Raw genomic sequence first — 19,875 nt, forward strand, 5'->3', positions numbered from 1 at the left:
GCCGGCAATCGCCCGGGAGGCGGTGATGAAGTTTAGCGACGGACAGGTGGCGATTGTGACCGGCGGCGCGAGCGGCATCGGACTGGCGTTGGCCCGCGCGCTCGCCACGCGCGGTTTGCAGGTCTGCCTCGTCGATGTGGAAGGCCCCGCGTTGACGGAGGCCGTCGTCGGACTTCGACAGACGGGCCTAACCGTCGAGCCGTTCCTGGCCGACGTCGCGGACGCGGCCGGGATGATGGCGCTGGCGCGACTCATCATCGACCGTCACGGCCGCGTGGACCTGCTGGCCAATAACGCGGGGGTCGGCGGTTTGCTCTCGCCGATCTGGGCCTCGCCGCCCGAGGACTGGGCCTGGGTCACGGGCGTCAACCTGCTGGGCGTGGTCAACGGCCTTCGCGCCTTTGTTCCGGCCATGCTGGAGCGGGGCTCGGGCCATGTGCTCAACATGGCGTCTCTGGCCGGGCTCAGCGCCCCGCCGTTCCTGGCCCCCTATGTGGCGACCAAACATGCGGTCGTGGCGCTGACGGAATGCCTGGCGGCGGAGTTCGCGATCACAGGCGCGCCGCTGAAGGCGTCCGTGGCCTGTCCCGGCAATGTCGAGTCGCGCATTGGCGCCGCCGATCGCAACCGGCCCGAGGCGCTCAAGGCGGCGCCGTCGGCGTCGCCGGAGATGCTCGCGCGCCTCGATCAGGTGTTCGACTCGGTGCGGCGCCAGGGCCTGATCCCGGCCGAAGATGCCGCCGAGCGGATCATCGCGGGCCTGGAGGCGGACCGGCTTCACATCCTGACCCATCCCGAAGACCATGGGCCGGTGCGGGAGCGGCTTGCGCGGGTCGAGGCGGCGCTGGCCGCCGCCTAGGTCCGCGCCAGACCCAGCTGGATCACGTTGGTCCGTTCGGTGCGGAAGCCGGCCTCGCAGTAGGCGAGATAGTAGCGCCACATCTTGCGGAACCGTTCGTCGAAGCCGAGCCCACGGATTTCGTCCCAGGCCGACTCGAAGCGGCGGCCCCATTCGGCGAGGGTGTCGGCGTAGTGCTGGCCGTAGGCCGGGGCCTGCTGCCAGACCAGACCGGCGCGGTCGGTCTCCTGGCGCAGCCGGGTCTCGCTGGGCAGCATGCCGCCCGGGAAGATGTACTTCTGGATGAAGTCGGCGTGGCGGCGGTAGCCCTCGAACAGCTCGTCGCGGATGGTGATGATCTGGAGGCCCGCGCGGCCGCCCGGCGACAGCACGTCGTGGATCTTGCGGAAATAGGTCGGCCAGTACTCCTCGCCGACGGCCTCGAACATCTCGATCGAAGCGACACGGTCGAAGCGGCCTTCGACGTCGCGGTAGTCGATCAGGCGGATATCGGCCTTCTCCGCGAGGCCCTTCTCGAACAGCCGTTTCTTCGCGAAATCATACTGTTCCCGGGAAATCGTGATGCCCGTGACCTTGGCGCCCACCTCGGCCGCGGCGAACTCGGCGAAGCCGCCCCAGCCGCAGCCGATCTCCAGCACGCTCTGACCCTGCTGCAGGTCCATCGACCGGGCGAGGGCGGCGTACTTGTGGGTCTGGGCGAGGTCGAGCGGCTCGCCCGGCTTCTCGTAGACCGCCGAGCTGTAGGTCATCGTGCGGTCGAGCCAGCGCTCGTAGAAGTGGTTGCCCAGGTCGTAGTGGGCGTGGATGTTCTTCTGCGACCCCTTGCGGTCGTTGCGGTTCAGAAGGTGGCTGATGAAGTTGATCGCCCGCATGACCGGATTGCCGTGCACGAGGGCCTCGAGGCGGTCGAAGTTCAGGGCGAAGGCCGTCAGCAGGGCCGACAGATCCGGACTGTCCCACTCGCCGGCCATGTAGCCTTCGGCGAAGCCGATAGAGCCCGACATGAGGCAGCGGCGAATGAAGCGGTAATCCCTGACGATGAGCCGGGCGTCCGGCCCGGGCGCCCGGCCGTGGCAGGGAATTTCGGTTCCGTCGGGCAGCACCCAGGTCAGGGTCCCCTCGCGCCAGTTGTCGGCGCAGATGCGCACGGCCGTACGGAACACCGCCGGCGCGCCTTGCAGGGCGCGGGACTCCGGCGCGTGGCTAGCGCCGTTCAGGTCCGTGAACGTCATGGCCGCTCCTTTCCGTCCTGCCGAGAGTAGCATGAATTTTTCCCGTCGCGCGAGTGTGGAGAACAGCCCGGCTGAAGCCGATGTCGGGTGAGGCCGGCCGGCTAACCAGCGGAATCCCTTTCAGGAAAAGCCGGAGCGCCTCCCAGTGGATCGCCGCCACGACCTTGAGGGTCATGAGCGGCATGCGGACGAACAGGCCCAGCAGTCTGCGGTCGTTGAGCGGCTTCCGCAGCGCCGTCAGGGTGGCGGTGAATACCGGACGACCGTCCGTCGACCTGACGATCGACAGGTTCAGGCGCCGGGTCGGCGGCGTTACGTCGAACCTGTAGTCGCCGTCGACCGCGAAGAAGGGCGAGACGAACAGCCGCTTGTCGGCCACCTGGCGCTGGGGGCCGTGGCCGGCCGCCGGCGCCACGTAGGCGTGGGTCTGGCCGAAGGTGCTGTTGACCTCATAGATCACCGCCTCGAGCGCGCCCCCGGCGTCGCGCACGTACAGCAGCGAAATGGGATTGAAGACGAACCCGAGCACGCGGGGGAAGGTCAGCAACTGGATGCGATGGGCCGTGGCCGGAACGCCCGTTTCGGCCAGCCGGGTCTCGACCCAGGAGCGCAGCGAACGGCTGTCGCGCCAGCCGTGGTCGCGATCGTCGATCGAGAACAGGCCAAACCTGCCGCGGCGCAGCATCCTCAGCCCGGCCAGGTCCTCGTTGAGGTGGTCGATATCGAGCAGCAGCTGGAACAGGCTGTAGCGAAATTTGTGCGGTTTCGGCGAAAGCCGCCGATGGACCGTCTCGCCGACGTAGAGGGCCGCCGTCACGCGGCCGTCGCCAGCGGGGCGGGCGCTCCGTCCAGGCTGGCCACGCGATGATCGACGAAGACCCAGGGAACCTTGCCGCCGAGGGCCAGGGCGGCCTTCACGCCGGACGTCACGCCGTCCTCGTGGAAGCCGTAGCCCAGCCAGGCTCCGGCGTACCAGACGCCGCCGCGGCCCTGGATGCGGCCGAACCGCCGCTGGGCGGCGAGGGCGGCCGTGTCGAACTGCGGGTGATCGTAGTCCCAGGCGCCGAAGGTCAGGGCCGGATCGGGCTCCGGCGAATTGAGGCTGACGAACAGAGGCCGCGCGGCGTCGATGCCTTGCAGGTTGTTCATCCAGTAGGTGACGTAAGGCTCTGTGATTCCGTCGGAATTGGTCACGTAGTTCCAGCTGCCCCAGGCCGACTCCCGGCTGGGCATCAGCGCCGGGTCGCGGTGCAGGAAGGCGCGGTTCGGCGCATAGCGGATGGCCCCCAGCAGCGCGCGCTCCTCGGGATCGGCGTCCCGCAGCAGGGCGAGGGACTCCGGCGCGTGGCAGGCCAGGATCACCTGGTCGAACAGGTCTTCCTGGCCGAGGTGGTCACGGACCAGCACGCCGGCGTCCGTGCGGCGTACGGCGACGACCTTTGCGTTGAGGCGAACGCTGGCGCCCAGCGCGTCGCCGATCCTGCGGACATAGGTGCGGCTGCCGCCGACGACGGTGCGCCACTGCGGCGGCTTGAACTGCAGCAGGCCGTGGTTCTGCAGGAAGCGCAGGAAGCTTTCGGCCGGGAAGTCGCCGATGCCGCCCTCGGTCGTCGACCAGATGGCGGCGCCCATCGGCAGCAGGAAGCGATCGCGGAAGCCGCCGCCGAACCGGCGCAGCCTGAGCCAGGCGCTGAGGGTCAGGTCATCGAACTCGCCGCGCATGAGGTCTGAACGCGCGACGGCGTAAAAGCGGCGAATGTCGTTGAGCATGCCGAGGAAGTCAGGCCGCAGCAGGTTGCGCTTCTGGGCGAAGACGCCGCGCGGGAAGTTGGACGACCACTCCACCCCGCCGCCGGCGCAGGCGAAGCTCATGTCCGTCAGGCGGGTCTCGACGTCCAGCGCGCTGAACAGGCCGCGCAGGTTGGGGTAGTTTTCCTCGTTGTAGACGATGAAGCCGGTGTCGACGTCGATGGCCTTGCCGGCGTAGTCGATGGTCACGGTGTTGGCGTGGCCACCCAGGCGGTCGTCCGCTTCGTAGACCACCAGCTCGTGCAGGCCTTCCAGCGCCCAGGCGGCGCCCAGCCCGGCGACGCCGGATCCGATGACGGCGATTTTCATGAGACGCTCCTGACGGCGGAATAGGCGGCAAGCGCGCGGTCGCGGGCCCGGGCGTGATCGACGATGGGGTGGGGGTAGGTCTGGCCGAGCACGACGCCGGCCTGACGCAGATCCAGCGGCGACGCGGTCCACGGCGCGTGGATCACGTCGTCCGGCAGCTTCGCCAGCTCCGGAACCCAGCGGCGCACATAGACGCCGGCGGCGTCGAACTTCTCGCCCTGGGTGATCGGGTTGAAGATGCGGAAATAGGGCGAGGCGTCGGCGCCGGAGCCCGCGACCCACTGCCAGTTGGCGGCGTTCTGGGCGATGTCGGCGTCCAGCAGGGTGTCCCAGAACCACCGCTCGCCCTCACGCCAGTCGACCATCAGATCCTTGATCAGGAACGAGGCGACAATCATCCGCACGCGGTTGTGCATGTAGCCGGTGGTCCACAGCTCGCGCATGCCGGCGTCGACGATGGGGTAGCCGGTCCGGCCGCGGGTCCAGGCGCGGAAGCCCGCGTCGTCGCCGCGCCAGGGGAAGGCGTCGAAGGCAGGCTTGAAGTTGGCCGTCGGCAGGTCGGGCCAGTGGAACAGGATATGGTGGTTGAACTCGCGCCAGCCGAGCTCGGCGAGGAACTTGTCGGCCTGGGCCTCGGGCGCCGCGCCGGCGGCCGTAGCGGTCTGGACCGCGCGCCAAACCTGACGCGGGCCGATTTCGCCGAAGTGCAGGTGCGGCGACAGGCGCGAGGTCCCCTCGACGCCCGGCCGGTCGCGGTCGGCGCCGTAGCCGGACACCGCGCCGGACAGGAAGGCGTCCAGACGCCTTGCCGCGCCGGCTTCGCCGGGGTTCCAGTCGGAGAAGCCCGTCGACCAGTCCGGGGCGGTCGGCTGCAGGCCCCAGTCGGCCAGGTCGTCGCTGCCCGGCCAGCGGGCGGGGGCGGGAAGGCGGCCCGGCGCCGGTTGCGTCGGCCCGACCACGGTCGCGGCGCGGGCCGCTCGCCAGTAGGGGGTGAACACGCGATAGGGCTCGCCCGAGCCGTTCTTCACCGCCCAGGGCTCGTTCAGCAGGCCGCCGATGCAGGAGATGACGGTGATCCCGTCGGCGGTCAGGTCAGACTTTATGGCGCTGTCGCGGGCGACGGCATGCTTGTCGTAGAGGCGGTTCCAGAAGACCGAGTTCGCGCCGGTCGCGGTGATGATTTCCTGAAGCTGGTGAGCCGGGTCGCCGCGCCGCAGGATGAGTCGCGATCCGGGCGCCTCCAGGTCGGCGGACAGGGCCTTCAGCGACCGGTTCAGCCACCATCGCGTCGCGCCGCCGAGGGGACGCGCGCCCGCGCTCTCGTCGAGAATATAGACCGGGATGACCGGGCGACCGCCGGCGAGGGCTTCGGTCAGCGCGGGATTGTCGGTCAGCCGGAGGTCCTGGCGAAGCCAAAGGATGGCGGGTCGGTCAATCGGGGACTGGTCGGCGGGCTGGGTCACGGAAGCTCTACGCCGGCGCGCGCGGGGCGGATCACAGGTCGGTTGAGACGCGCACCGTCTTGACCACCCCCACGTCAACGCTCACACCCTGACGTTATGGATCTGGCTTCCCTACAGTCACTGCTGACCGCCGTTTCCGGCGTGCGCGTCGCCTGCGTCGGCGACGTGATGATCGACCGGTTCGTCTATGGCGAGGTCAACCGCACCTCGCCCGAGGCGCCCGTGCCCGTGCTGGCCCGTGGTCGCGAAACGACCATGCTGGGCGGCGCCGGCAATGTGGCCCGCAACGTCGCGGCGCTGGGCGGACTGGCGGCCCTGACCGGCGTGATCGGCGATGACGCCGCCGCCAACGAGGCGCTCGGCCTGATCGGCGCCGAGGCGGGCATGGAGGGACATCTGGTCGCCGACCGCGGCCGGCCGACCACCGTGAAGACCCGTTATGTCGCCGCCGGCCAGCAGCTGCTCCGCGTCGACTCCGAGGACGCCCGGCCGGCCGGCAAGGACGTCGAGGCCCGTCTCGTGACCGCCGTCCGCCACGCCGCCGGCGAGGCGGGGGCCATCCTGCTGTCCGACTACGGCAAGGGCGCGGTGACGCCGGCGGTGATCGAGGCCTGCCTCGCGGCCGCGAAGGCGTCGGGCGCCATCCTGATCGTGGATTCCAAGGCCCGCAGCTTCGCCCGCTACGGCGCGGCCGACATCGTCAAGCCGAACGCCTCCGAACTGGCCGCCGCCACCGACATGCCGACCGAGACCAACGCGCAGGTCGAGGCGGCCCTGGAGCGGGCGCTGGACCTGTCGCGGGCGAAGGCCGTGCTGGTCACGCGCGCCGCCAAGGGCATGAGTCTCGCCGTGCGCGGGCAGGCGGTGCGCCATTTCCCCGGCCGGCCGCGCGAGGTGTTCGACGTCTCGGGCGCGGGCGACACGGCGCTGGCGGCCCTGGGCCTGGCGCTGGCCGCCAGGGCGAATCCGGAAGACGCGGTGACCTTCGCCCTGCTGGCGTCCGGCGTCGTTGTCGGCAAGGCCGGCACCGCGGTGGCCACGCCGCAGGACCTGATCGAGGCCGAGATCGCCGCCCACATGGCGCCGGCCGAGGCCAAGGTGGTGCTGCCGGCCCAGATGGCCGAGAAGGCCGCCGCCTGGCGCGCCCAGGGCCTGAAGGTCGGCTTCACCAACGGCTGCTTCGACATCCTGCACAAGGGTCACGTCGCCTATCTGGCCCAGGCCCGCGCCTGGTGCGACCGGCTGATCGTGGGCGTCAACAGCGACCGCTCGGTGCGCGCCCTGAAGGGCGACGGCCGGCCGGTCAACGACCTGGAATCGCGCGCGCTGGTCCTGGCCGGCCTCGGCTCGGTCGACCTCGTCGCGCCGTTCGACGAGGACACGCCGGTCGAGCTGATCAAGGCCGCCCGGCCCGACGTCCTGATCAAGGGCGCCGACTACACCGTCGAAGGGGTGGTCGGGCACGACCTGGTCGCGTCCTGGGGCGGGGAGGTCAAGCTGGCCGCCATCGTCGAGGGCTATTCCACCACCGCCGCCATCGCCCGCATGATCGAGAAAGCCTGAGCACCATGAGCCGCCGCATTGTTTTCGTCACCGGCGGGGCCGGCTTCATCGGCTCCAACATCATCGCCAGGCTGGCCGAGGACCCCTCGCTGGACCTGGTGGCGTGCGACTGGCTGCACGAAGCCGACCTCGGCAAGTGGCGGAACCTGGCCAAGCATCCGATCGGCGACTTCGTGGCCCCCGAGAACATGATGGAGTGGCTGGAGAAGCGCTGGCAGGACGTGGCGCTGGTCATCCACATGGGCGCGATCAGCTCGACCACCGAGCCCGACGCCGACAAGATCATCCACCAGAATTTCGGCCTGTCGCGCGACCTGTTCCGATGGTGCGCCGACCGCCAGCGGCGGCTGATCTACGCCTCCTCGGCGGCGACCTACGGCGACGGGGCCCAGGGCTTCGACGACCGCGACGACATCGACAGCCTGAAGGCGCTGCGGCCGCTGAACACCTACGGCTGGTCCAAGGCGCTGTTCGACCTGTTCGCCGCTCGCCAGGCCGCCCGCGACTACGCGCCGCCGCAGTGGGTCGGCCTGAAGTTCTTCAACGTCTATGGCCCCAACGAGGAGCACAAGGCGTCCATGAAGTCGGTCGCCTCGCAGATCTGGCCGCATGTGAAGGACGGCCGGTCGGTGCAGCTCTTCAAGTCGCACAACCCCGCCTATGGGGACGGCGGCCAGCTGCGCGACTTCGTCTATGTGCGCGACGTCGCCGACGTGGTGCAGTGGCTGAGCCAGAACGAACAGGTCAACGGCATCTACAACCTGGGTTCGGGCAAGGCCCGCTCGTTCCGCGACATGGCCGAGAACGTGTTCCGGGCCGCCGGTCGCGAGCCGCAGATCGACTACATCCCCATGCCGACCTCGATCCGCGACAAGTACCAGTACTTCACCGAAGCGAAGATGGACCGTCTGCGCGCGGCCGGTTACCCGGGCCAGATGACGCCGCTGGAAGACGGCATCGCCGACTACGTCGGCGGCTATCTGAACACCGCTGATCCCTACCGCTAGGGTTCTCGCCGCCCGGTCCCTCGTGTAACGCTGGCGCCATGGCCGTGAAGGGTTTCAAACGCTGGATTGCGCTGGGGGTGGCTGTCCTGGCCGTGCTGCTGGCCGTGGCGGCGTTCGCCTTCCGCGTCGACATCCTGCGCACGGCGCTCGACCCCAAGGTCCCGTTCCAGGCCTACACCCCGCCGCGGGCGCCCAACTACGCCGAGGCGCGGGCCTGGGTCCTGCCGATCGAGGCGCATCCGCCGGCGACCCTGCCGGCCGATGTGTTCTTCATCCATCCCACGACCTTCAACGGCGGCGCCCACTGGAACGCGCCGTTCCGCGACCAGGAGGCGTCACGGCTGCTCGACCGGGTCATGCTGCCCAACTACGCCGGGCCGTTCGCGCGGGTCGGGAGGATCATCGCGCCGCGCTATCGCCAGGCCAGCCTCTATTCGCAGCTGACCCTGCGCGAGGACGCCCGGGCCGCGCGGGTCTTCGCCTACACCGATGTGCGCGCCGCCTTCCGCGCCTATCTCGCCCGTCAGGACAGCGGCCGGCCGCTGGTCGTCGTTGGGGTGGAGCAGGGCGGTCTGCTGGCCGAACGGCTGCTGCGCGAGGAGATCGCGCCCGATCCGGCGCTCCGCGCGCGTCTAGCCGCGGTCTATCTGATCGAGACGGTCGCGCCCGCGGCCAGCTACGGCGCCGACGCTCCCGTTCCCGCTTGTCAGCGCCGCAACCAGGCAGGCTGCGTGGTCGCCTGGGCCACCCCGCGCGATGGCGACCGCAGGCAGACGCGGCAACGCGCGCTGGTCTGGGACGCCGACGGCGCTCTGGTGGACCTGGGCGACCGGGCGGCCCTGTGCGTCAATCCGCTGACCGGCGCCCAGAGCAACGATCCGGCCGGAGAAAAGGACAGTCTCGGCGCGGCGAACGCCACCGGGATGGGCTGGGGCGTGCAGCCGCCGTTCCTCAAGCGCGAGGTGCGCACACGTTGCGTCGAGGGGTTCCTCGACGTGTCGAAGCCGAAGTCGACGGCCTTCCGGCCCGCCCGGAGTTGGGCCGACCGGCTGAAGGTGGCGCCGTTCAACCTGTTCTACGGTGATCTGGAAGCCGACGCGCAGGCGCGGGTGTCGGCCCTGATGGGCCGGCAGATGTACGGCCACCCGGCGCCGCCGATCACCCGGTCAGTCCCTGTCAGGACCTCGCCGGTCCACCGGATCGACCGTTGAGCGGGACGCTGTTCTCCGGCCGCCTCTGGCGTCACTCCGACTTCATGAAGCTCTGGACGGCCCAGAGCATCTCGGCGGCCGGCGCGCGGATTACCCGGGAAGGCCTGCCGATGGCGGCGGTGATGACGCTGCAGGCCACGCCGGCGCAGCTGGGCATTCTGGCGGCCCTGTCCCTCGGCCCGGGCATGATCGTCGGACTGCTGATGGGCGGCTTCGTCGATCGGGCCAGCCGGCGCACGATCCTCATCGGAAGCGACCTGTTCCGCTTCGTCGTGCTGATGACCGTGCCCGCGGCGGCCTGGCTGCATGTGCTGACCGTGGAGCAGCTCTATGTCGTGGCGGCGCTGGTCGGCGCGGCGACCGTGCTGTTCGACTTGGCCGACCGCGCCTTCCTGCCGGTCCTGGTCGGGGCTGACGATCTGATGGAAGGCAACACCAAGCTCAGCGTCACCCAGTCGACAGCAGAGATCGGCGGTCCGGCGCTGGCCGGTCTGCTGTTTCAATGGCTGACGGCGCCGTTCGCCATCGCCGTCGACGCCGTGACCTATCTCGTCTCGGCCGTGATCCTGGGCGGGGTGAAGGCCCGGGAGACGGTCAGCGAGTCGCCGGCCGAACGCCAGCACTGGGCCGCCGACCTGGTCTTCGGCTGGCGGACGGTGATGGCCGAACCGCGCGTGCGACCGCTGCTGTTCCTGTTCACCCTACAGATGATGTTCTTCGCCGCGTTCGGCAGCCTCTACGCGCTGTTCGCGCTCAGGACGCTTCACCTGAGCCCGACGGCGCTCGGCGTGACCATCGCCGTCGGCGGCGTCGGCGCGCTGCTGGGGGCGGTCATCGCCCCGTGGTTCACGCGCGTTCTCGGCGTCGGCCCCGCGATCATCGGGTGCGGAGCCATCGCGGCGGCGTCCTTCCTGTTGATCCCGCTGGCCCCGGCCGATCCGCTGGCGGGCATGCTGTTCCTGATGGCCTCGCAGCTGATCGGCGACGCCTTCGGGGTGGCGGCGATGATCCCGACGACGACCCTGCAGCAGAGGTTGATCGCGCCGGACGCGCTCGGCCGCGCGGGTGCGATCTTCCAGGTCGCGCGGGGCGCGGGCTGGATCATCGGGGCGGGCCTCTGCGGCGTCCTGGGTTCGACGCTCGGCGTGCGGGAAACCCTCGCCGCAGCCTGCGCGGGCCTGCTGCTGGCGGAGCTGATTCCGCTGCTTTCGCCGCTGCGGCGGCTTCGGGATCTGCCCTGACGTGCAGCCGATCAGGCGGTGAGCGTCTTCAGCCCCGCGTACTGCGGCTGGTCGATGCGGACCTGATCGATGATGCTGGCCTTCATATGGGCCAGCACCGCCGGATCGAGCGGGTCGATCGAGCCGTCCGCGATGCCGTCGCACAGGGCGGCGTTGAGGGTCTCGAAGTCCTCGTCGCGGCCGATCAGGGCGCGCAGGCGCTCCCGGGCGGCGTCCTCGGCGGCCGGGCCCTGCTGGATTTCCCGCTTCACGGCGGCCAGGGCGTTGACGGCGACGCGGCAGAGGAAGGCGTCGCGGTCCTTGAGTTGCGGCGCGGCGCGCTCCTCGATGAACCGGATCACCGAGTCGATCAGTTCGGGCGCGGTGGGGTGAGTGATCATGCGGCGCGCTCCAGCAGGGCCATCAGGTCGATCTCGCATTCCGACGTGCGGCGGCCGATCATCGCCCGCTCCACCGAGGGGTCGGTTCCGTTGGCGAACGAGGCGTACATGCCCTCGCACATCACGCCCCACTTCAGCGAGCCGAGCATCTGCCAGTAGAGCACCCGCTCCAGCGCGATCGGGGTTCCGCCGGCCGCCTCGTAACCGGCCAGGAGGTCGGCGTAGTCGCCGAAGCCGCCGACCGGCTTGGCCCCGCCGAACCGCCAGGAGGCCGTGCACAGCCAGCCCATGTCCTCGGCCGGATCGCCGATGTGGACCAGCTCCCAGTCAAGCACGGCGGCGAGCCCCGTGTCCGGGCTGAACATGATGTTCCCGTTGCGAAAGTCGCCGTGCAGCATGACCGGCCGGTCCAGCGGCGGGGCGCGGTCCTTCAGATAGCGGAACGCCGCCTCGAGGATCGGCCGCCGGGCGCCGAGATTGCGGTAGACCGTCTCGTACTTCTCCAGTTCGTCCAGCGCGCTCGACCGGTTGAGCGGCGGCAGGCTGTCGTCGAGCGGGATGGCGTGAATCCTGGCCAGGGCCTCGCCGCACTGGAAGGCCAGCTTCGGCCGGATGGCGGCGAAGTTGTCGTCGCGGGCGATGCGTTTGCCCAGCGTCTCGCCGGCGACCGAGCCCATCACATAGGCCTCGCCGATGGCGCTGTCGGGCTCGCAGATGGCCAGCACCTCGGGCACCGGCGCACCCTGTTTCGCCGCGGCGCGGATCAGGGCGGCCTCGGTCGCCAGCGGCGTCTGCGTCCCGGTCACGCCGGAGGTCCCGGGCGGCTTGCGGCGCAGGATCAGCGGCCGGCCCGTGTCGAGGCTGAAGGCCCAGGTTTCCTGGCTGGCGCCGCCGGACAGGCGACGCAGGCCGGAGATGGCGGTTCCGCCCAGCTGCGGGGCGATGTCGTTAAGGGCCTGGTTCAGGTCGGTCACTGGCACGTCCGGTCTTGCGTCCTTCGAGACGCCCGCTGGCGCGGGCTCCCCAGGATGACGTCGTCGGTGGGTTGCACGGAGTTCGTCACGGTGAGGCGCGAGGCGCAAGCCTCGCGTCCCGGACCACGCACGCCTTCACCCGGCGTCAGTCAAACCGCCAGCGCGCCAGTCGAACAGTTCCTGCAGCAGGCGCACCGCCTGGCCCCGTTCGGAGGTCAGCTCGGGGTCGCGGTTCAGGATCAGCCGGGCGTCGTCGGCGGCCGTGGCGATCATCGTCCGGTGCGCCACCGGGTCGGCGAGGCGATAGGCCGGGAAGCCGCTCTGCTTCAGGCCCAGCGGGTCGCCGCCGCCGCGCAGCTCAAGGTCCTTCTCGGCGATCAGGAAGCCGTCGTCGGTGCGGCGCAGGATATCGAGCCGCTGCTGGGCGGTGTCGGACAGCGGCGGATCGTAGAGCAGCACGCAGGCGCTCTCGCGGCGGCCCCGGCCGACCCGACCGCGCAGCTGGTGCAGTTGGGCCAGACCGAATCGCTCGGCCTGTTCGATGACCATGATGGTGGCGTTGGGCACATTGACCCCGACCTCGACGACCGTGGTCGCGACCAGCACCGGCAGCCGGCCCTCGGCGAACTCGGCCATCACCGCGTCCTTCTCGGCGGCCGGCATCTGGCCGTGCACCAGCCCGACCTGGGCGCCCATGACCTTCTGCAGCTCGCGGGCGCGGATCTCGGCGGCGGCGAGGTCGGCGAACTCGCTCTCGCTGACCATCGGACAGATCCAGAAGGCCTGGGCTCCGCCGCGGACGGCCTCCTGCAGGCGGGCGATGATCTCGCCCATGCGCGGGGAGGGGACGGCGCGGGTGGCCACCGGCGTGCGGCCGGGCGGCTTCTCGTCGATGCGGCTGACGTCGAGGTCGCCGAACACGGTCAGCTCCAGCGTCCGCGGGATCGGCGTCGCCGACATGGCCAGCAGATGGACGCTCTCGCCCTTGTCCTGCAGCCGCTTGCGCTCGCTGACGCCGAAGCGGTGCTGCTCGTCGATCACGGTCAGGCCGAGCGCGCGATAGCGGACGTCGTCCTGGAACAGGGCGTGGGTGCCGACGGCGACGTCGGCCGTGCCGTCCAGCAGGGCCATGAGCTTTTCGGTCCGCACGCCGCCCTTGTCGCGGCCGGTCAGCAGCACGACCCGCAGGCCCTGGGCCTCCAGCGGCGCGGCGATGGTCTCGAAATGCTGGCGGGCGAGGATTTCGGTCGGGGCCATCAGCACCGACTGCAGCCTGGACGCCGCCGCGTCGGCCATGGCCAGCATGGCGACGATGGTCTTGCCGGCGCCGACGTCGCCGTGCAGCAGCCGGCTCATCCGCTCGCCCGACTGCAGGTCGCCGCGCACCTCCGACAGGGCGCGGATCTGGGCGCCGGTCAGCTTCCACGGCAGGGCGGCCTCGATGCGGTCGGCGAGCGGCCCGGCCGGAATCACCGGCGCGGGCTGGGCGCGCCGCGCCGCCTTGCGCTGGGCCAGCGCCAGCTGGTGAGCCAGCAGCTCGTCATAGGCCAGCCGCCGGCGGTGCGGCGCCAGCGGCGACAGGTCGGCGTCGGTCTGCGGGTTGTGAAACCGCTCCAGCGCCGCGCGCCAGCCGATGAAGCCCTCGCGGGCGACCCAGGCGCCGTCCTGCCATTCGGGCAGCTCGGGCGCGCGTGACAGGGCCTCGAGCGCCAGCTTGCGCACCGTGCGGGCCGGCAGGCCGGCGGTGGCGGGATAGACGGCCTCGGTCTCGGGGATCTCGGCGGCCCGCTCGACCGGCAGGATGTAGTCCGGATGGGCCATCTGGATCTCGTTGCCCCAGCGCTCGATCCTCCCGGAGACCGCGCGCCTTGCGCCGACCGGGTGCTGGCGCAGCAGATGGTCGCCGTGGCCCTTGAACCAGATCAGCGTCAGGAAGGCCGTGCCGTCGAAGCAGCGGATCTTGTAGGGGATATCCATCCGGGGCGGCTTCTGGTGCGTCTCGACGTCGACGATCAGGGTGTGCACCTGGCCGTCGACCACGCTGTCGACCGTCGTCGGCGTGCGGTGGATCAGCGACGCCGGCCCAAGGAACAGCACATCGCGCACCAGCGGCCCGGCGACCCGTTCCACCAGCGGCTCGACCTTCGGCCCCACGCCTTTCAGCGTGCTGACCGGAGCGAACAGGGGGAACAGAATCTCGGGGCGCATCGGGGGGAGTGTAGCGCGGAGTTGGTGCGTCCTTCGAGCCCCGGACCTGATCCGGGGGATCCTGACGGATCGCTCCTCAGGATGACGGACAGGGGCGATGCGCCCTTTTGTTCGTCATGGTGAGGAGCGAGGCCTCAGCCGAGCGTCTCGAACCACGCACACTGGCGCCGCGCCCCAACCCGCTCTATATCCGCCGGCTTCGCATGGACGAGCACCGCCTCAAGAAGATCAGGCTGCGGGCCTGGCGCCGTGGCTTCCGGGAAGCGGACCTCATTCTGGGGCCGTTCGCGGACCGGCATGTCCCGACCATGACGCCCGCCCAGCTCGACGCCTTCGAGGCGCTGATGGAAGAGGCCGACCAGGACATCTACGACTGGTACCTCGGCAAGTCGCCGGTGGCCGACCACATCGATCCCGAGATCTTCGCCCTGCTGCAGGCCTTCGACCCGTCCGGGAGGCCCGCGGGTGGCTGACCTGAAACAGGTCGCGAGGGCTGACGGCCGTCTGGACCTGACTGGCGCGCCGGAGGGGTTCGACGCCCTGGTGATGGCCGACATCGCCCGCGCCCGCGGCGGCCTGACGGTGTTCGTCGCCCGCGACAGCGCCCGGGCCAGCGCCTTCATCGACGCGATGCGCTTCTTCGCGCCCGAGATCCCCATCCTGCAGCTGCCGTCCTGGGACTGCCTGCCGTACGACCGGACCGGTCCGTCGGCGGGTATCGCCGCCCAGCGCATGTCGACCCTGGCCCGGCTGGTGAAGGGCGAGGAGGGCGGCAAGGCGACTCTTCTGGTGACCGCCGCCCCGGCCGTGCTGCAGCGGATGCCGTCGCGCGAGGACGTCTCCCGCGCCGGCTACAGCGCCCGGCCCGGCCAGGAGGTGGCGATCGCCGACCTGGAACGCTATTTCGCGGTCAACGGCTACAGCCGGGCCTCGACGGTGTCCGAACGCGGCGAGTACGCCATCCGCGGCGGGGTCATCGACGTCTTCCCGCCGGGCGGCGAGGAGCCCGTTCGGCTCGACCTGTTCGGCGACACGCTGGAGTCGATCCGCGCCTTCGATCCCGAGACCCAGCGCTCGACCAAGCAGCTGAAGTCCATCGACCTGCTGCCGGTCAGTGAGGTGCTGCTCGACGCCGACGCGATCGCGCGGTTCCGCAAGGGCTATGTCTCGCGGTTTGGCGCGCCGGGCGACGACGCCCTGTACGACACGATCAGCGCCGGCGGCCGCCGCGCGGGCATGGAGCACTGGCTGCCGCTCTACTACGCGAAGCTGGAGACGCTGTTCGACTACCTGCCCAGGGACACGCTGGTGGCCATGGACCATCTGGTCGGCGAGTCCGAGGCCGAGCGGATGGCGATGATCGCCGACGCCTACGACGCGCGGGCCAGCGCCGACCGCAAGTCCGCCTATCGTCCGCTGGAGCCGGAGGCCCTCTATCTGACGGCCGATGAACTGGCCTCGCGGATCGCCGAGCGGCCCAACCGCTGGTTCTCGCCGTTCCAGAGCGACGCCATCGGCGCGGTCGACATGGGCGCCAAGCTCGGCCGGACCTTCGCCGCCGAGCGGGCGCAGGACAGCGTCAACCTGTTCGAGGCGACGGCCGACCACGCCCGCAAGGCCAGCGCGGAGGGCAAGCGGGTGCTGTTCGCCAGCTGGTCGGAGGGCTCGTCCGAGCGCCTCGGCACGATGCTGGCTGACCACGGCCTCAAGCGCATTCCGTTCGCGCCCTACTGGCAGGCGGCCAAGGCGGCCGATCCCAAGACGCCGCAACGCGTGGTGCTGCCGCTGGAGTCAGGCTTCGAGACCGACAGCCTGGCGGTCATCTCCGAGACCGACATCCTCGGCGACCGGCTGGCCCGGCCGCGCCGCAAGCGCCGCGCCGCCAACTTCCTCGCCGAGGCCACGGCCCTGACCCAGGGCGACCTCGTCGTGCACATCGACCACGGCATCGGCCGCTACGCGGGCCTCAAGACCCTCGATGTCCAGGGCGCGCCGCACGACTGCCTCGAGCTGCACTACGCCGGGGAGTCCAAGCTCTACCTGCCGGTCGAGAACATCGACCTGCTGACCCGCTATGGGGCCGACGGCGAGAACATCCAGCTCGACAAGCTGGGCGGGGCGGGCTGGCAGAGCCGCAAGGCCAAGGCCAAGGAACGGCTGCGGGTCATGGCCGAGGGCCTGATCCAGATCGCCGCCGCCCGTCAGCTGAAGGCGGTTGAGGAGATCGATCCGCCGTCCGGCCTGTTCGACGAATTCTGCGCCCGCTTCCCCTACGAGGAGACGGACGACCAGCTGAACGCCATCGGCGACGTGCTGACCGACCTGACCAGCGGCAAGCCGATGGATCGGCTGATCTGCGGCGACGTCGGGTTCGGAAAGACCGAGGTGGCCCTGCGCGCGGCCTTCGTCATGGCCATGAGCGGCAAGCAGGTGGCCGTGGTCTGCCCGACCACCCTGCTGGCGCGGCAGCACTTCAAGACGTTCAGCGAGCGGCTGCAGGGCTGGCCGATCAAGGTCAGCCGGCTGTCGCGGCTCGTGCCGGCCAAGGAGGTCGCCGAGACCCGCGCCGGCCTCGCCGCCGGTGAGATCGAGATCGTCGTCGGCACCCATGCGGTGCTCAGCCAGCAGGTCAGCTTCAAGGACCTCGGCCTGGTGATCGTCGACGAGGAGCAGCACTTCGGGGTCAAGCACAAGGAGAAGCTCAAGGAGCTTCGCGCCGACGTGCACATGCTGACCCTGACGGCCACGCCGATCCCGCGCACCCTGCAGATGGCGCTCAGCGGCATCCGCGAGATGAGCATCATCGCCACGCCGCCGGTCGACCGGCTGGCGGTGCGCACCTACATCACGCCCTGGGATCCGGTGACCCTGCGCGAGGCGCTGCTGCGCGAGAAGTATCGCGGCGGCCAGGCCTATTTCGTGGTGCCGCGGATCAAGGACCTGACCGACATCGAGCGGTTCCTGCGCGAGCAGGTGCCTGAGGTGAAGTTCGTCGTCGGCCACGGCCAGATGAGCCCGACCCAGCTCGAGGAGGTGATGAGCGCCTTCTATGACGGGCAGTACGACGTGTTGCTGTCGACGACGATCGTCGAGAGCGGCCTGGACATCCCGACCGCCAACACCCTGATCATCCATCGCGCCGACATGTTCGGCCTGGCCCAGCTGTACCAGCTACGCGGTCGGGTCGGCCGGGCCAAGGCGCGCGCCTATGCCTACTTCACCACCCCGGTCGAGAAGCAGCTGACCCTGTCGGCCGAGAAGCGGTTGAAGGTGCTGCAGTCGCTCGACAGCCTGGGCGCCGGCTTCCAGCTGGCCAGCCACGACCTCGACATCCGCGGCGGCGGCAATCTGCTGGGCGACGAGCAGAGCGGCCACATCAAGGAAATCGGCGTCGAGCTGTACCAGCAGATGCTCGAGGACGCGGTCGCCGAGCTGCGCCAGAAGCAGGGCGCCGAGGCGCTGGCCGACCGCGGCTGGTCGCCGCTGATCAACACCGGCGCGGCCGTGATGATCCCCGAAGCCTATGTGCCCGACCTCAACGTGCGGCTGGCGCTCTACCGCCGCCTGTCCGAAGCCGAGCAGGCGCAGGACCGCGAGGCCCTGGCCGCCGAACTGATTGACCGGTTCGGTCCGATTCCGCCCGAGGCCAGCAGCCTGCTCAAGGTCGTGGCCATCAAGGGCCTGTGCCGCGAGGCCAACGTGGCCAAGATCGACGTGGGGCCGAAGGGCGCCGTGGCCAGCTTCCGCGATGACCAGTTCGCCAACCCGCTGGCCCTGGTGAAGTTCATCCAGGCCAACCAGATCGTGTGGAAGCTGCGGCCCGACCAGAAGATCGTCATCAAGGGCGAGTGGGACACCCCCGCCCAGCGGCTCGACGCCGCCGAGCGGATCCTGACCACGCTGGCGAAGCTGGCGAAGGCCGGCTGACTAGGTCGCGGTGGCCGGCGCGCTCGCCGGCGCCGAGGCGGGTTCCGTGATCGCCGTCGGCGCCGCGGCCGCCTTCGAGGGGTTCATCATGCCGAAGCCCGCGAACAGGAACCCGAGCAGCGGCACGATGAAGGCCCAGTACCGCGTGGGGATGAAGAAGAACGAGCCCGCGCTCGGCTTGACGGTGAAACGCTGGTTGGTCTGGGCGTCGATGAAGTCTCGGCCGGGCCGTGATTCCAGCTTCAAGGCCGTCAGATAGATCGCGCCGCCGGCCAGGGCGCCGGCCAGGCCGATCGAGGCCGCCGTCTCTAGGCCGGCCGCGAGATGCAGCGGCGTAAGACCCAGGGTCGCCAGGAAGAAGGCGAGCACGACGTAGAGGGGGACCTGAATCCCCCAGCCAGACCAAACCATAATCATGTAAGTCCCCCGGACCCCGAACTGACCCGCTCCCCGCGGGCAAGCCGTGATCATGCCCGATCGGGGCGACCCCGCAAGAGGGCTCGCCGGGACGTTGTGCGGTCAGCCGGCCCTGGCCGCCCGCGCCGCGGTCAGTAGCCGGCGGGCGCGGATGAACATCTCCAGCCGGGTCACGCCCAGCAGGCCGACGGCGAAGACCACGAACACGTCGGTGACGAAGGCCAGCGACAGGTGCAGCGCCGAGGCCTCTTCGGTCAGCACTTCGCGCAGGCCGAAGCGCACCGCCACGATCGCCAGCAGGAAGACCACCGCCGCGCGGGACTGGGTCTGGCTGAGGGTGTGCGTCTCCGGATCGACCGTGATGGCCATCATGCGACCGCGTTGCCAGCCGATCGCGCCGCCGAGCCCGGCCGCCAGGGCCAGCCAGAGCCACTCGAGTCCGGTGGGCGGCATCTGCCAGACGAGCAGGGCGGCCATGAGAAGCAGAACCGCGGGCATGATCCACAGGTATTCCAGCTTCAGCGGCCGGGCCGTGTTGGCCCGGGCGAGGCGAAGCCCCATGACCGCCAGCAGCACCAGAACGCCGACCAGCGGGCCGACGACATTGGGGTCCTTGAAGTCGATCACGCGGCGAGCTCCCGGGCCTTGTCGATGGCCTTGACCAGACGCTCCGGGGGCTCGGCGCCGGAAACGGCGATCTTGCCGTCGAAGATCATGAACGGGACGCCCGAGACGCCGGCCTGGTGGGCCTGGAAGTGCTCGCGGGCGACGGTGTCCTTGTCGACGCCTTCGGAGAAGGCCTGCAGCAGGCGCAGCCGGTCCATGCCGGCCTTCTCGCCGATGTCGGCCAGCACCACCGGATCGCCGATGTCGCGCAGCTCGGTGAAGTAGGCGGCCAGCACGCCCTCGAGCACAGGGCCCTGCAGGCCCTCGCCCTGGGCCCAGCGGATCAGGCGATGGGCGGCGTTGGTGTTGGGCGAGACCGGGATGTCGGCCAGGTTCCAGCTGATGCCGTCCTCGGCGGCGGCCTGGTCCAGCACCTTGCCGACCTCGGCGCGGCGTTCGACGTTCGGGAACTTGGCCGCCATGTAGTTCCTGCGGTCGACACCTTCCTCGGGAAGCGTCGGATCGAGCTGGTACGGCCGCCAGGTCACCGTGGCCTGCAGGTCCGGCCGCATGGCCAGCGCCTTCTCCAGCCGTCGCCAGCCGAGATAGCACCAGGGACAGACGACGTCGGCGATGAAGTCGATCTGCATGGCGGGATCTCCCGTTGAG

General features: G+C 70.3%; 17 protein-coding genes. 7 read left to right on the plus strand and 10 right to left on the minus strand.

All coding sequences use genetic code 11. The features are described 5' to 3' along the window. The first annotated feature begins 25 nt into the window (after positions 1 to 25). Positions 26 to 859, plus strand: a complete 834-nt coding sequence (locus AC1RN0_RS09780; RefSeq protein WP_492787248.1) for an SDR family NAD(P)-dependent oxidoreductase — start codon at positions 26 to 28, stop codon at positions 857 to 859. On the opposite strand, the gene AC1RN0_RS09785 is transcribed toward AC1RN0_RS09780, so the two are convergent. From AC1RN0_RS09785 to AC1RN0_RS09800, 4 genes are read right to left on the minus strand one after another with little or no spacing between them, the layout of a single operon-like run. Continuing rightward, entirely contained in the window at positions 856 to 2,091 is a 1,236-nt protein-coding gene (locus tag AC1RN0_RS09785) for a class I SAM-dependent methyltransferase (protein ID WP_492787249.1), read from the minus strand. The genes AC1RN0_RS09780 and AC1RN0_RS09785 overlap by 4 nt on opposite strands. After that, positions 2,063 to 2,908 carry a DUF1365 domain-containing protein gene (locus tag AC1RN0_RS09790; RefSeq protein WP_492787250.1) on the minus strand — a complete coding sequence of 282 codons (846 nt, stop codon included), beginning with the start codon at positions 2,906 to 2,908 and terminating at the stop codon, positions 2,063 to 2,065. The genes AC1RN0_RS09785 and AC1RN0_RS09790 overlap by 29 nt, the downstream gene beginning before the upstream one ends. After that, positions 2,905 to 4,209 carry an NAD(P)/FAD-dependent oxidoreductase gene (locus tag AC1RN0_RS09795; RefSeq protein WP_492787251.1) on the minus strand — a complete coding sequence of 435 codons (1,305 nt, stop codon included), beginning with the start codon at positions 4,207 to 4,209 and terminating at the stop codon, positions 2,905 to 2,907. The genes AC1RN0_RS09790 and AC1RN0_RS09795 overlap by 4 nt, the downstream gene beginning before the upstream one ends. Continuing rightward, entirely contained in the window at positions 4,206 to 5,672 is a 1,467-nt protein-coding gene (locus AC1RN0_RS09800) for a cryptochrome/photolyase family protein (RefSeq protein ID WP_492787252.1), read from the minus strand. Before AC1RN0_RS09800 ends, AC1RN0_RS09795 begins: the two co-directional genes overlap by 4 nt. Positions 5,673 to 5,768: 96 nt before the next feature. On the opposite strand from AC1RN0_RS09800, the gene rfaE2 reads away from it, so the two are divergent. Genes rfaE2 through AC1RN0_RS09820 form a run of 4 tightly spaced genes read left to right on the plus strand, consistent with a single transcriptional unit; the run spans position 5,769 to position 10,694 of the window. Then, positions 5,769 to 7,235, plus strand: coding sequence for a D-glycero-beta-D-manno-heptose 1-phosphate adenylyltransferase (gene rfaE2 / locus AC1RN0_RS09805; protein WP_492787253.1), 1,467 nt, complete (start codon positions 5,769 to 5,771; stop codon positions 7,233 to 7,235). A 5-nt stretch (positions 7,236 to 7,240) separates the two neighbouring features. Further along, complete coding sequence (gene rfaD, locus AC1RN0_RS09810; protein ID WP_492787254.1) at positions 7,241 to 8,242, plus strand: ADP-glyceromanno-heptose 6-epimerase; 1,002 nt, start codon at positions 7,241 to 7,243, stop codon at positions 8,240 to 8,242. Between the two features lie 38 nt (positions 8,243 to 8,280). Then, positions 8,281 to 9,453: a DUF3089 domain-containing protein gene (locus AC1RN0_RS09815; protein WP_492787255.1), complete on the plus strand. Its 1,173-nt coding sequence runs from the start codon at positions 8,281 to 8,283 to the stop codon at positions 9,451 to 9,453. Further along, positions 9,450 to 10,694, plus strand: coding sequence for an MFS transporter (locus AC1RN0_RS09820; protein WP_492787256.1), 1,245 nt, complete (start codon positions 9,450 to 9,452; stop codon positions 10,692 to 10,694). The genes AC1RN0_RS09815 and AC1RN0_RS09820 overlap by 4 nt, the downstream gene beginning before the upstream one ends. Positions 10,695 to 10,705: 11 nt before the next feature. On the opposite strand, the gene AC1RN0_RS09825 is transcribed toward AC1RN0_RS09820, so the two are convergent. From AC1RN0_RS09825 to recG, 3 genes are all read right to left on the minus strand, one after another. Further along, positions 10,706 to 11,074, minus strand: a complete 369-nt coding sequence (locus AC1RN0_RS09825) for a DUF6285 domain-containing protein (RefSeq protein WP_492787257.1) — start codon at positions 11,072 to 11,074, stop codon at positions 10,706 to 10,708. Then, on the minus strand, positions 11,071 to 12,048 hold the full coding sequence (locus tag AC1RN0_RS09830; protein ID WP_492787258.1) for a phosphotransferase family protein: 978 nt from the start codon (positions 12,046 to 12,048) through the stop codon (positions 11,071 to 11,073). Before AC1RN0_RS09830 ends, AC1RN0_RS09825 begins: the two co-directional genes overlap by 4 nt. A 135-nt stretch (positions 12,049 to 12,183) precedes the next feature. Next, entirely contained in the window at positions 12,184 to 14,256 is a 2,073-nt protein-coding gene (gene recG, locus AC1RN0_RS09835; protein WP_492787259.1) for an ATP-dependent DNA helicase RecG, read from the minus strand. Positions 14,257 to 14,459: 203 nt separating this feature from the next. Here recG and AC1RN0_RS09840 point away from each other — a divergent pair, with 203 nt between their 5' ends. Next, entirely contained in the window at positions 14,460 to 14,729 is a 270-nt protein-coding gene (locus tag AC1RN0_RS09840) for an FAD assembly factor SdhE (protein ID WP_492787260.1), read from the plus strand. Continuing rightward, positions 14,722 to 18,183 carry a transcription-repair coupling factor gene (mfd, locus tag AC1RN0_RS09845; protein WP_492787261.1) on the plus strand — a complete coding sequence of 1,154 codons (3,462 nt, stop codon included), beginning with the start codon at positions 14,722 to 14,724 and terminating at the stop codon, positions 18,181 to 18,183. The genes AC1RN0_RS09840 and mfd overlap by 8 nt, the downstream gene beginning before the upstream one ends. Here mfd and AC1RN0_RS09850 read toward each other — a convergent pair whose 3' ends face one another. The 3 genes from AC1RN0_RS09850 to AC1RN0_RS09860 form a co-directional block, all read right to left on the minus strand. Then, a complete protein-coding gene (locus tag AC1RN0_RS09850; RefSeq protein ID WP_492787262.1) occupies positions 18,184 to 18,600 on the minus strand; it encodes a hypothetical protein in 417 nt (138 codons plus the stop codon). A 102-nt stretch (positions 18,601 to 18,702) separates the two neighbouring features. Continuing rightward, a complete protein-coding gene (locus AC1RN0_RS09855; protein ID WP_492787263.1) occupies positions 18,703 to 19,227 on the minus strand; it encodes a CcdC protein domain-containing protein in 525 nt (174 codons plus the stop codon). Then, on the minus strand, positions 19,224 to 19,856 hold the full coding sequence (locus tag AC1RN0_RS09860) for a DsbA family oxidoreductase (RefSeq protein ID WP_492787264.1): 633 nt from the start codon (positions 19,854 to 19,856) through the stop codon (positions 19,224 to 19,226). Before AC1RN0_RS09860 ends, AC1RN0_RS09855 begins: the two co-directional genes overlap by 4 nt. Positions 19,857 to 19,875 lie beyond the last annotated feature (19 nt).

This window comes from Caulobacter sp. GW821-FHT12F03 (genome assembly GCF_058806855.1).